The 13,546-nt window shown below is 46.6% G+C and carries 9 protein-coding genes; 6 read left to right on the forward strand and 3 right to left on the reverse strand.

What is annotated here, in order from left to right; all coding sequences use genetic code 11:
• The first annotated feature begins 99 nt into the window (after positions 1–99).
• Complete coding sequence (locus tag ACUJFK_RS08955; protein ID WP_445426734.1) at positions 100–519, forward strand: hypothetical protein; 420 nt, start codon at positions 100–102, stop codon at positions 517–519.
• On the opposite strand, the gene ACUJFK_RS08960 is transcribed toward ACUJFK_RS08955, so the two are convergent.
• Together ACUJFK_RS08960 and gap are read right to left on the reverse strand one after the other, a co-directional pair.
• Positions 505–1,365, reverse strand: a complete 861-nt coding sequence (locus tag ACUJFK_RS08960; protein ID WP_445426735.1) for a D-hexose-6-phosphate mutarotase — start codon at positions 1,363–1,365, stop codon at positions 505–507. The two genes, ACUJFK_RS08955 and ACUJFK_RS08960, sit on opposite strands and share 15 nt — an antisense overlap.
• A 98-nt stretch (positions 1,366–1,463) precedes the next feature.
• Positions 1,464–2,471 carry a type I glyceraldehyde-3-phosphate dehydrogenase gene (gene gap, locus ACUJFK_RS08965; RefSeq protein WP_226750983.1) on the reverse strand — a complete coding sequence of 336 codons (1,008 nt, stop codon included), beginning with the start codon at positions 2,469–2,471 and terminating at the stop codon, positions 1,464–1,466.
• Between the two features lie 208 nt (positions 2,472–2,679).
• Between gap and malQ the strand changes: the two genes are divergently transcribed.
• From malQ to purT, 5 genes are all read left to right on the forward strand, one after another.
• Positions 2,680–4,872 carry a 4-alpha-glucanotransferase gene (gene malQ, locus ACUJFK_RS08970; protein WP_445426736.1) on the forward strand — a complete coding sequence of 731 codons (2,193 nt, stop codon included), beginning with the start codon at positions 2,680–2,682 and terminating at the stop codon, positions 4,870–4,872.
• A 48-nt stretch (positions 4,873–4,920) separates the two neighbouring features.
• Entirely contained in the window at positions 4,921–7,110 is a 2,190-nt protein-coding gene (gene glgB / locus ACUJFK_RS08975; RefSeq protein WP_445426737.1) for a 1,4-alpha-glucan branching protein GlgB, read from the forward strand.
• Positions 7,111–7,119: 9 nt separating this feature from the next.
• The gene (gene glgX / locus ACUJFK_RS08980; protein ID WP_445426738.1) at positions 7,120–9,168 is read left to right on the forward strand and encodes a glycogen debranching protein GlgX; all 2,049 of its coding nucleotides are present in this window, start codon (positions 7,120–7,122) and stop codon (positions 9,166–9,168) included.
• 86 nt (positions 9,169–9,254) lie between these two features.
• Positions 9,255–10,784: an NADP-dependent phosphogluconate dehydrogenase gene (gene gndA, locus ACUJFK_RS08985; RefSeq protein ID WP_445426739.1), complete on the forward strand. Its 1,530-nt coding sequence runs from the start codon at positions 9,255–9,257 to the stop codon at positions 10,782–10,784.
• Positions 10,781–11,968 (forward strand): formate-dependent phosphoribosylglycinamide formyltransferase, encoded by a 1,188-nt coding sequence (purT, locus tag ACUJFK_RS08990; protein WP_236129808.1) that lies wholly within the window; start codon positions 10,781–10,783, stop codon positions 11,966–11,968. Before gndA ends, purT begins: the two co-directional genes overlap by 4 nt.
• Positions 11,969–12,070: 102 nt before the next feature.
• Here the strand turns inward: purT and ACUJFK_RS08995 are convergent, their stop codons facing one another.
• On the reverse strand, positions 12,071–13,510 hold the full coding sequence (locus ACUJFK_RS08995; protein ID WP_306176603.1) for an SLC13 family permease: 1,440 nt from the start codon (positions 13,508–13,510) through the stop codon (positions 12,071–12,073).
• Positions 13,511–13,546: the final 36 nt, after the last annotated feature.

Below are 13,546 nucleotides of genomic sequence, written 5' to 3' on the forward strand. Positions count from 1 at the left end.
GCTGTTTGATTTTTGACCGCTTTGGAGTGGTGCTGGTTTTTTTTATCCAATTACGGTTAGAATGGCGTTTTAGCCCAACCTAGTGACGATGAATTGTTGATGCGTACTGCAATTAACTCTGTAATCTGTTTAGTATTTTTATTGGCGTTAACAGCATGTCAACCGAACGCTAAGGATAGCAGTGAGCAACTCTTGCTGCAAACACCGATGCTGCAACTCACACTCTCCCCGGAGCATGCCCCTGTAGAAACCCCTTTACAGCTCCGTTTACATAGCAATAAGCCTTTACGGGCTATTAACGCCGAGATCCAAGGCATTTCGATGTATATGGGGCGTATTCCATTGCAGTGGCGTCAACAGGCATTAGAACAGTCTGCAGAATTTACGGTTTGGCAAGCAGAGTTTTTTTTGGGCGCTTGTAGCGATCCTCAGATGCAATGGCAATTGCAATTGATTTTAGATTATCAAGATGGTGAGCGTGAACTGCATCAGCTACAGTTCACATCAAGTTGGCGTTAACCCCTTTCCCCTTTGCAGGGTCTGTGATAAGTGCAGTGGGCTGGGTTTGTCGATTTGCAGTTGTGCCGTTTCCACGCAGACAAATTCTTGATAACCGTGATCAGGCAAATCCGCCATCGCTTTGCTACGTTCTGCTGCCGGGTTCCACAGCACGGTGCTGTCATGCCCTTGTTGGTCAATAAGGAGCTGATAGTGACCGCTTTGCATGCTTAATTGCGCTGCTGGCTCAAGATACACCCGATCAATTTCTTGATTAAACACGACGGGTTCCGCTTCAATAAAATGTTGTTGCCTAACCTTATCCATAAAACGCTGACCCAAACCCTGCACAGTGCAAGCGTTCAGGGAGGGCACTTGGAAATAGCTGTGTAAAGCAGCTTGTTGTAACATGGGTTCGTCACATTCGAGTGTGATACTCAGCTTATCGGCATAAAGTCGCAAGCAAAGCGTTAAGCTGAGTGTTTTAGCCCGATGTCCAGGCATATCATCGATACTGATGCTTAAGGTTAGGCTATTAAAGTCGCTGTGCGCTTGGCTGTCGATATAGGTCCACATTCTATTGCGCACTAACCCATGATTGGGTACGGCTTGTTGCTCTGGGTTTAATTTGGCTTCAATTGGACCAAACCAAGGCCAGCAAATCGGTACCCCCCCGCGTAGCGGTTGTTGTTGACGCCAGCTTGCAAGTGGCGATAACCACAGCGTTTCTTGCCCAGGTTGCGGTTGATAAGACAGTAAATGCCCACCATAAAGTGACACCACTAAACTGGCTTGCTGAAACTGTAAGCGATAACAGGGTAGATCGGTAAGATGGGCAAAACCCAATTGTGCACTTGCGCTTGACATGCTATTCCCCAACAACGGTGCTGTGATTATTAAAACGTTATTATAGGCTTAAACGCAAACAGCCAGCAAAGGCTGGCTGTTGTTGAAAAGCGTAAGGCTTAGAACTTCATTAATTCAACGGTGTTATCTAGCATACGGTTGCTAAAGCCCCACTCATTATCATACCAGCTCATCACTTTGACTAAACGGCCCAATACGCGTGTTTCAGTGGCATCAAAGATAGATGACATGGGGTTGTGGTTAAAGTCGATTGATACCAAAGGTAAATCGTTAACATGCAATACCTGATTCATCGGGCTGCTCGCAGCAGCTTGGCGAATAATATTATTTACTTCTTCCGCGTCGGTTTCACGACCGGCGATAAAGGTTAAATCAACCAACGACACATTTAACGTCGGTACCCGTACCGCTAAACCGTCAAATTTGCCTTTTAATTCAGGTACCACTAAACCCACAGCAGCTGCCGCACCGGTTTTGGTTGGGATCATAGACATGGCCGCTGCGCGAGCACGGCGCAAGTCAGTGTGATACACATCACTTAAACGTTGATCGTTAGTATAAGCATGGATAGTGGTCATTAAACCTGACTCAATACCCAGCGCCTCATATAAAGGTTTAGCAATCGGCGCTAAACAGTTAGTGGTACAAGATGCGTTAGAAATAATGTTCATCTCTGGCGTTAAAATCTGATGGTTAACACCATAGACAACCGTTGCATCGACATCTTTACCAGGTGCAGAAATAATCACTTTCTTGGCACCTGCGGTTAAATGCGCGCCAGCCGTTTTACGATCGGTAAACAGGCCAGTACATTCTAGTACGACATCTACTTTCAGCTCAGCCCAAGGTAAATCGGCAGGGTTACGAACGCTTAACGTGCGGATCTCATCGTTATTAACATAGATAGCCCGCTCATCATGCTTAACGTCAGCTGCGAAAATGCCATGGGCAGTATCATATTTTAATAAATGTGCATTAATTGACGCATCACCTAAGTCGTTAATAGCAACCACTTTAATATCGTAATTTTTGCTGCTCTCATAGAGTGCGCGTAGTACATTACGACCGATACGGCCGAAACCGTTAATAGCAACACGAATTGACATAAGAACCCCGCTGTTAAGTGCTAGACTAAGTTTTAGAAAGTAATATCAATATAATATGTAGTAAAATTACATTTTTTGCCACATTTTTCAAGCTGCAAAACTGTTTTGTTGGCTTTTTTGTAATTTTATGACATAAATTAGCTCATGACATCGGCATCTATGCCGCTTAGAATGCTTTATATTAGTTCTAATTTGCCAAGGAATTCCAATGGACGCAGCTTTACGGGCACAACTTATCGCTTTTAATGGTATCGAAACACATTTTAATGATGCCTGGGGCCAGCCGACAGAAGTCAGCGAAGTCAATCAATTAGCCTTATTAGCCGCAATGGGTTACCCGGTTGCAGATGAGGACGCGACCCGCACAGAATTACTTGAACGACAACTCGATTTTTGGCAGCAGTTAATTGCCCCTGTTTCTGTCCAGCCGGTCGCGGAGCAATGGCAACTTGAAGTGCAAGTGCCATTAGCCTTGGCTAACACAGATTTTGTTTTGCAACTGATCACCGAGCAGGGCAAGGTAACGGAGTATCCGTTAACGCCAGTTAATGGTGAGCTAACGCAAGTGACCGTGCTGCAAGATGAAGAATATCAGCAATATTTACATGTCTTCGATGGGGCATTGCCGTTAGGTTATCATCAGTTGATCTTAACCTGCGCCGGCACAGAATTGTCAGTTAGCCAAAAACTGATTATTGCGCCTGAGCGCTGTTATCAACCGCCTGCCTTTACTGAACAAAAACAGTGGGGCACGGCAATCCAATTATATGCGCTGCGTTCAGCGCGAAATTGGGGCATTGGTGATTTTACTGATCTGAATAATTTAGTGCGTTATCTTGGGGCGCATGGTGCTGATTTTGTTGGTTTAAATCCTATTCATGCGCTTTATCCCGCTGTTGCCGATAATGCCAGCCCTTATAGTCCGTCTTCGCGGCGTTGGTTAAATATTATTTATCTTGATGTTACCGCTGTACCGGGCTACGCCCAATGTGCTGTTGCACAACAGCAAGTTAATAACACCGCGTTTCAGACGAAATTAAAAGCGTTGCGTGCCGCAGACTGGGTGGATTACCCCACCGTAATGATGTTAAAACTGCCTGTATTAAAAAGCTTATATCAGTGGCTGCAAACACAAAGCAAAAATCAGTCAAAACTACTGGCTGCGTTTGCACAGTTTAAAGCCGATGGCGGTGAGAGCTTACAGCAGCTAGCCTTGTATGATGCGCTACATGCTTGGCTGTATCAGCAAGACTCACAATATTGGGGTTGGCCAAACTGGCCAGAGCAATACCGTGATCCTAACGATGCCGCAGTACTACAATTTGCCCAAGATCACGCGGCGGAACTCGATTTTTATTGTTACCTGCAATTCCTGGCCACAGAGCAATTAGCGCAGGCGCAGCAACTGGCTAAAGACAGTGGCATGTTGCTAGGTTTATATCGCGATCTCGCCGTGGGCGTAAGCGAGGCATCTACTGAGATCTGGGGCAACCCTGAGTTATATTGTCGTGATGCCAGTGTAGGTGCTCCGCCTGATCCATTAGGGCCGGCCGGACAAAACTGGGGGCTGCCACCAATGAAGCCTTATCAGTTATATCAGCAAGCTTACCAGCCGATGATTGATTTATTTCGCAGTAATATGCAAAACGCGGGGGCTTTGCGGATTGACCATGTTATGGCGTTGCTCCGTTTGTGGTGGGTACCTAAGGCGGCAACCAATGCCGGTGGCGGTGCTTATGTGTATTATCCTATTATGGATTTGCTCGGGATCTTAGCCTTAGAAAGTCAGCGGCAACAGGCGGTAATTATTGGTGAAGACCTAGGTACGGTGCCAGACGGTATTCGCGAGTTATTGCAGCAATTTGGCATGTACTCTTATCGGGTATTCTTTTTTGAAACGGCTGCCGATGGTGGTTATATTTCGCCAGCACACTACCCGCAACAAGCAATGGCGACACTCAGTACGCATGACTTGCCTACCTTAATTGGTTTTTGGCATTGTGAAGATTTAAAACTGGGCAAAGCACTGGGGTTATATCAAGATGAAGCGCAATTAGAGCAGCTTTATCATCAGCGTCATCATAATAAACAACGTATTTTAGATTCTTTGCATGGCCATAACTTGCTACCTGCTGATTACCCCCGTAGTGTTGATCAGCTAGCCATGGACAGGGTACTCAATTTTGCCTTACAGCAACATTTAGCCAGCGGTCGCTCACAATTATTATGTTTACAAATCGAAGACTGGTTAGAAATGACGCAACCAGTCAATGTGCCTGGCACCAGTAACGAATATCCAAACTGGCGACGTAAATTAAGCCGTGATCTGGAGCAATGGACCACCGAAGCACCGATCAATGATTTATTAAAGCAACTCGCACTTCGCCGTAAAGGCCAGTAATTGTGTTGACTCTGGATTAAGCAACAATAATAAGATAAGGACAAGGTAATGAACTTAACGTTTTTTGCGCAAGCGCGCTGCAGACAGCCCTTTAGTGTTTTAGGTTGGCAGTTAATGCAACCAGACAATAAAAATAAAGGCTTAGTGTTACGCTGCTATCTACCTCATGCGAGTGAAGTTGAAGCTTTTGACGCTAAGACTGATAAAAGCTTAGGACAATTAGCTGCAGTGATAGGCTGTCCGGGGGTGTTTGAACTGGCGCAGCCCAGAAAACGTAAAGCCGTGCCTTATTATTTTCAAGTAAGGCAAGGACAACACCAATACCGTTTAGTTGATCCCTATCAGTTTTCTGATCAAGCCTACTATGCTGTGCATTTTGTGCATTCCCAGCCAGAAAATTTATACCGCCAGTTAGGCGCTCAGCTGATCACTTTAGATTTTGCTGGTAAAAGCCTTCCGGCGACTCGCTTTGCCGTATACGCGCCGGATGCCAGCACCGTCAGTTTGGTTGGGGATATGAACCATTGGGATGGCCGTTGTCATCCGATGGAGCGCACCGAATGCGGGCATTGGGTATTAGTGATACCTGAAATCGCCACTGGTACTCGTTATAAGTTTGAAGTTAAAAACAAACATGGCGATTTATTACCGCATAAAGCCGATCCGCTGGCGTTTTATGCTGAGCAATATCCGTCACATGCATCCTTAGTTTATGATCATGCTGCTTATCAGTGGCAAGATCAGAACTGGACAACACGAAAGGCTGGCAATGTCTATCAAAGTGCGATGAGCATCTATGAGGTGCATCCAGGCTCTTGGCGTCGTGACAGCGACAATGCCCCGCTGAGTTATCAAGCGCTTGCTGCACAGTTAATTCCTTATGTACTTGAGATGGGATATACCCACATCGAACTGATGCCGATTATGGAACACCCCTTTGATGGTTCTTGGGGCTACCAGCCATTGGGCTTATTTGCGCCGACTTCTCGCTTTGGTCATCCAGATGACTTTAAAGCCTTTGTCGATGCTTGCCATCAGGCCGGTATTGGCGTGATTTTAGATTGGGTTCCGGCGCACTTCCCTGAAGACGGCCATGGCTTAGCACGGTTTGATGGCAGTTGTTTATACGAATACGAAGATCCGCGTCGTGGCTGGCACCCAGATTGGAATTCCTGCATTTATGACTTTGGTAAAGACTATGTGCGACAGTTTCTAGTGGCCAGTGCTCTTTATTGGCTCGAACACTTCCACATTGATGGGATCCGTGTCGATGCCGTGGCCTCGATGTTGTATTGGGATTATTCTCGAAATGCGGGAGAGTGGGTGCCAAACATTGATGGGGGTAATCATAACTATGAAGCCATTAGTTTGTTTCAATGGCTTAACCGTGAAATGTATAGCAAGTTCCCTTTAGCGATGACCATTGCGGAAGAGTCAACCTCGTTTCCTCAAGTATCACGCCCCACTGATAGTGGTGGCTTAGGCTTTGGCTTCAAGTGGAATATGGGCTGGATGAATGACAGCTTGCGCTATATCAGTAAAGATCCGGCTTATCGGCAGTATCATCATGGCGATCTGACGTTTTCAATGGTTTATGCCTATAACGAAAACTTCATTTTACCGTTATCGCATGATGAAGTCGTGCATGGTAAAGGCAGTTTGTTAGAAAAAATGCCGGGTGATGAATGGCAAAAAGCGGCCAATATGCGTGCCTTTTTAGCCTTTATGTTTGCCCATCCGGGTAAGAAAATGAATTTTATGGGCATTGAGTTTGCGCAAGCGCGAGAATGGTCGCACTCACAAAGCTTGGATTGGCACTTACTGAGCTTTGATAAGCATCGTGGTATGCAACAACTTTTTCGTGATTTAAACCATACCTATCGCGGTCATACGCCCTTGTACCAATTAGATTATGACACTGCCGGTTTTGGTTGGTTAGATCATCAGGATGCCGCACACAGTACCGTAAGCTTGTTTCGGCAAGATGCCGCAGGCGAGCGGGTTTATGTGGTCAGTAATTTTACCCCGATCCCACGCAATGATTTTTGTTTAGGTGTGGCACAGGCCGGTGAATACGAAATCATTTTAAATACCGATAGCGAACATTACTGGGGCAGTAACTATCCGGTGCAGCAAGCACCTTTGCTAGCGCTTGAGCAGGCTATGCACGGTCAGGCTTGTAGTATCGTGTTAAATTTACCGCCATTATCGACGTTATACATTCGACAAAAAATCTAAGGAAATACCATGACCGCCGTCATTGGGTTGTTAAAAATGTCTGCTGGCCAGCCGAGTCCGTTAGGGGCGAGTCTAGTGCAAGCAGAAACGTGGAATTTTGCTGTGTATGCTCCAGATGCCAGTGAACTGACCTTGTGTTTGTTTCTGCCCGATACCGAAGAGTTGCTTGCCGAGATCCCCTTTCAAGGCCGCACTGGTGAAATTTGGCATGTGGCGGTCAGTGGTATTGAACAAGGCTCTTTATATGCGCTAAAAGCGGCTGGCCCCAATATTCCAGATGCAGGTTTACGTTTTGATAAAGAGCGTTTATTACTTGACCCGTACTGTCGTAAGTTAAATCGGCCGCAAATGTGGCAAGAACGTCAGTACGCTAGCCACAGTCATTATTCTTTAGCGAAAGGGGTGTTAGAACAGGCTCCATTTGACTGGCAAGATAGTTTTAAACCTGCGATCCCTCGGGAAAAAACCGTCATTTATGAAGCCCATGTCAAAGGCATGACCATGCAACATCCCGATGTGCCTGAGCATTTGCGCGGGACCTATTTGGGCTTGTGTCATCCGGCGATTATTGAACATCTGTTAGCGCTCGGCATTACCACGGTGCAATTATTGCCGGTGGCTTCTTTTATGGCCGAGCCGCGGCTCAGTGCGTTACGTTTAACCAATTATTGGGGTTATAACCCGCTGAATTTTTTTGCACCGGAACCGCGTTATCAGTATGAAGATGCAGTAGCCGAGTTCAAAACCATGGTGCGCACCTTGCATCAACATGGCTTAGAAGTCATTTTAGATGTGGTGTTTAATCACACGGCTGAAGCGGGTGAAGATGGCCCAGTGCTTAGTTTTCGTGGTTTAGCGAATCGGCAGTATTATCTGTTTCATAGCCATGGTGAAATGATTGATTACCAAAATTATTGTAATTTTACGGGGTGTGGCAATACCTTGAATGTGTCGCATCCGATGATGCAGCGTATGATAATGGATGCCTTGCGTTATTGGTTAACCGAGATGCAGGTAGATGGTTTTCGCTTTGATTTAGCCGTGACACTGGGCCGGGAGTTTAAACGCTACAATCCGTTTGCGGCTTTCTTTCAAATCGTTGCGCAAGATCCGGTGATCAGTAAAGCTAAGCTGATTGCGGAGCCTTGGGATGTCGGGCCTTTTGGCTATCATTTGGGGCAATTTCCGGCGCACTGGTCTGAGCTTAATGATAAATGTCGTGATACTTTTCGGGCGTTTTGGCGTGGCGATCAAGGGGTGCTCCCCGAATTTGCTACACGTTTATTAGGCTCGCGCGATATTTTTCAAAAACATCATAAGCCCGCCAGTTGCAGTGTGAACTATATTAGCTATCACGATGGCTTTACGCTAAGAGATTTAGTCAGTTACAACGACAAACACAATTGGCTAAACGGTGAAGAAAACCGTGATGGCCACGGCCATAATCTGAGTAAGAATCATGGTGCGGAAGGTGTGACCTCGGATGAAGCCATTATTTATGCCCGTAATCAACATCGACGTAATTTGGTTGCCACTTTAGTACTTAGCCAAGGGATGATCCATTGGTTAGGCGGCGACGAGCTAAGTCATACTCAGCATGGCAATAACAATGCGTACTGCCAAGATAATCCGATTTCTTGGTTAAATTGGCAGTTAGATGGGCCCGCCACTAAGTTTCTGAAATTCGTACAACAAATGCTGAAAATGCGCCAGTCATTATGTTGTTTACAGCAAATCAGCTTATTAGACGATAACTACCAAAAACATGGTGATAAACACCACGTGCATTGGTATTTAATGGATGGCACCGATATGAGCGAACCGAATTGGCATGAATCTGATCGGCACAGTTGCATGGTGGATATTGTTAATGACAATAGCGGTCAACGTTTGTTATGCATCCTAAATGCATCGGATAAAAATCAAGCGGTTAGCATTCCAGCGCCCTTGCGCAACTTATTGTTTGACACGTCAGTGAATGACGGTTTAACGCCCACTACAGCGGTGCGTAAAGATAAGTGGTTGCAAAGCGCTTATAGCTTATCGGTCTGGCAGTAGGTTTATGCTGGCATATAGCCTATAATGCGCGGCATTTTTCGACCCGCGCCAGTTTGCGCGCTTTCAACGTTGTTAAGGATCGTTAGATGACAGACAGCACAACTCTGTGTGAAATTGGTTTTGTTGGGGCAGGGGTAATGGGTAAAAACCTTATTCTCAACCTGGCAGATAACGGCTATCGAGTGGCGGCTTTTGACCTTGATAACCAGAAATTAGAGGCTGTACTAGCACAAGATGCGGCAGAGCAAGGCGATAAAGGCCCCCGAGTTGTCGGGTGTAGCTCTTACACCGAATTGTTATCACGCTTATCTGCGCCTCACCTAATAGTGTTATCCGTGCCTGCGGGCAAAGCCGTTGACGATGTGTGTCATAAATTGATCGATGCCGGTATTCAAGCCGATGACATCGTAGTCGATACTGGTAACAGTCTGTGGACGGATACTGTCGCGCGAGAAAAAAGCTACGAAGGTAAATTTATCTTTTTCTCCACGGCCGTGTCAGGTGGTGAAGTGGGTGCCCGGTTTGGCCCTTCTTTAATGCCTAGTGGCGATCCTTACGCGTGGACCCGCATTAAACCGATGTGGCAAGCGATTGCCGCCAAAGTGGATCCAAAAACCGGTAAGCCTATCGAGCGCTTTGAGCCGGGTAATCCGGTAACGGAAGGTGAGCCTTGCGCCGCTTACATTGGCCCCAGTGGTTCCGGCCACTATGTCAAAATGGTGCACAACGGTATCGAATATGCCGATATGCAGCTGATTTGCGAAGCCTATCAGGTGATGCGAGATGTGTTAGGCATGTCGGCAGCGGCCATTGGTGAGATTTTCGTGCAATGGAATGATGGCCCACTGCACAGTTATTTAATGGATATCAGTGCCCAAGTCTTAGCCACTAAAGACAGCGAAACCGGCTTACCGCTGGTTGATGTTATTTTAGATAAAGCCGGTCAAAAAGGCACGGGCCTGTGGACTGCCGTCAGCAGTTTACAATTAGGTAGCCCCGCGCCCACCATCGCTGAAGCGGTATATGCCCGCGCGATTTCTGGTTTAAAAGCTGAACGGGTGAAAGCTGCAACGGTACTGGCCGGTCCTGCTCAAAATTTATTTTCAGAAGAACAGCAAGCCGACATGATCCAAGCACTGCATGATGCTTTGTATTGTGCCAAAATTTGCGTGTATGCACAGGGCTTTCATCTTATGAAAACGGCTGCGGCCGAGCATGGTTGGCAGTTAAATTTTGCCGAAATCGCTAAGATTTGGCGTGCGGGCTGTATTATTCGAGCGGTGTTTTTACAATCGATCACTGAAGCTTACGAGCGAAACGACGAGTTGGAAAACCTGCTGTTGGATCCGTTTTTCTCAAAGCAAATTTCAGTGTATCAACAAAACTGGCGCAAAGCCGTGGCCAACGCATCGCTGGCGGGGATCCCCGTGGCCGCGTTAAGTTCAGCTTTAAGTTACTACGATGCTTATCGCACTGCGGTATTACCGGCTAATTTATTGCAAGGCCAGCGTGATTTCTTTGGTGCTCATACCTTTGAGCGCACGGATAAAACCAAGGGTAAAACCTATCATGTTGATTGGAGTCGTCCTGAACGGCCAATGGTGAAAGTAAAATGAGCGTTGTCATTGGAACACCCGGCACAAGCAGCAGCACTAAGGTATTGTTATTAGGCGCTGGTGAATTAGGTAAAGAATTGTGTTTAGAATTAAAGCGTTATGGCTGTGAAGTGGTAGCGGTTGATCGTTATCCTAATGCTCCTGCCATGCAAGTTGCCGATAAAGCGGTGGTGATCTCGATGCTCGACAATGCCGCACTGCGACAGTTGGTGATCACGGAAAAACCGGCGTTAATTGTGCCAGAGCTAGAGGCGATAGCGACGTCGGTGTTGCTGGAACTGGAAGCCGCAGGTTTTAATGTGGTTCCCAGTGCTCAAGCGGTTAATTTAACCATGAACCGCGAAGGGATCCGCCGTTTAGCTGCGGAAACCTTGCAATTACCAACCTCGGCGTATCAATTTGCCAGCGATAAAGCCGGTTATCTGGCTGCGGTAGCTGCGATAGGTTATCCCTGTGTGGTCAAACCGATTATGTCTTCTTCTGGCAAAGGGCAAAGCGTATTACGCAGCGATGCCGATGTTGAAGCAGCATGGGTTCATGCGCAAGAAGGCGGCCGCGCCGGTAAAGGCCGTATCATTGTCGAAGGGTTTGTTGATTTTGATTATGAAATTACCTTACTGACGGTAAATTCTATTTCAGGCATTCAGTTCTGCGATCCGATTGGCCACCGGCAAGAGCAAGGCGATTATCGTGAAAGCTGGCAACCGCAACAGATGTCGGTTGTTGCTGCGCAAAAAGCTCAACAGTATGCTACCGCTGTGGTGCAAGCCTTGGGGGGTAAAGGCTTATTTGGCGTTGAGCTTTTTGTTAAAGGCGATGAAGTATGGTTTAGCGAAGTGTCACCGCGGCCACACGATACCGGTATGGTGACCTTGATTTCACAGCAGTTAAGTGAATTTGCACTGCACGCTCGTGCGATCTTGGGTTTACCTATTCCTAGCATTAAACACTACGGCCCAGCTGCCTCGGCGGTATTATTGGTGCCTGGGCACAGCCAAAATATTCAATATCATATTGGTGCGGCGGCATTAATGCAGCCCGATACGGAACTGCGTATTTTTGGTAAGCCCGAAGTACAAGGCGAGCGGCGCATGGGGGTGGCATTAGCTTTGGCTGACGATACTGATAAAGCCTGTGCTAAAGCCTTAGCCGTTATCGCTGAATTAAAAGTTGAATTAAGCTAGTTTATCGCGGTTTTCAGCACCCATAACAAAGAAAAACCCACTGCAGTTTGTTCGCTGCAGTGGGTTTTTTTATGGTGATAAATAAGGTTGCGTAAAAACGGATTAAAACGCAAACACCCAACGCGCTAAAAATAAGCTGGTTAAGCTCACCAACAAGACGGCAAAGAGATTTAAAGCAAAACCGGCTTTAACCATGTCCGCAATGCGTAAATGACCAGATGAAAAGACAATGGCATTGGGCGGGGTGGCTACCGGCATCATAAAGGCACAGCTGGCTGCAATGGCAGCCGGGATCACCAAGGTCATTGGCGAGCCTGACATGGCTAACGATATGGGCGCTAGCAAGGGTAAAAAGCCTGCTGCTGTCGCGGTATTACTGGTGACTTCGGTCAAAAATACGATAACAGTCGTCACGAGCACCACCATCAGCCACAGCGGCATGTTGTCGAGTAACATCACTTGCTCAGCGATATAACTGGCTAAACCACTTTTACTGATCAGCGCGGCGAGGCTTAAACCGCCACCAAACAACATTAGGATCCCCCAAGGCAACTGCTTGGTTTCTTCCCAAGTTAAAATGCGGGTGTTTTTACTGTCCAAAGGCAATACTAAGATTAATACCGCTGCAAGCATCGCAATGATAGTGTCATCTAACGGTAAACCGATGAGTTTGACTAAAAACGGACGTGTGATCCATAGTAAGGCAGTCAGGGCGAAAATAATCAGTACCGCTTTTTCACCTCGCTGCATCTTACCCTGCACAATCAACTTTTGGTGGAATAAGTTACGGGTGTTGGCAATCTTAACTTGGTCGAGTTTATAAGCAAATTTGGTTAGCCATAACCAACAACCGAACAACATGGCAACGGACAGCGGTAATCCCACAATCATCCACTCAACAAAACCAATCCGAATGCCGTAGGTATCTTGTAAAAACGCGGCCATAAAAGCGTTAGGAGGTGTACCAATTAAGGTTGCTAAACCGCCGATCGAGGCAGCATAAGCCACGGCTAATAAAATAGCCTTGCTAAAGTCATTTTCGCTAGGTTGTTTATCTTGCTCTAACATGCGAGTAATAGACAGTGCAATGGGTAACATCATTACCGCGGTTGCCGTGTTCGACATCCACATTGATAAGAACGCCGTGACTAACATAATACCGCCAATTTGCTGGCTTGGTTTACTGCCCACAATCAGCATGGTATGCAAGGCGATACGGGTATGCAAAGACCAACGTTCCATGGCAATCGAGATTATAAATCCGCCCAAGAATAAAAAAATCAATGGATGGGCATAAGACTGTGCCACGGCGCTTAAACTATTTAAATCGAGTAAGGGAGCCACGAGTAAAGGTAAAAAAGCTGTGGCAGGGATGGGAACAGCTTCACTGATCCACCAACTGGCCATCCAAACGGTTAAACCTATGACTAACCAGCTAGGTTCATTCATACCAAAAGGTGCGGGTAACACTAAGGTGATTAGCATCAACAATGGGCCAATCAGCAGCGCCAAAAATGGGGTTTTCGTTTCGTTAACTGTCATGATGAGCTCCTAGAAATGGTATTGCAGAATTAACGC

The sequence above is a fragment of the Alishewanella sp. HL-SH06 genome (assembly GCF_052656265.1).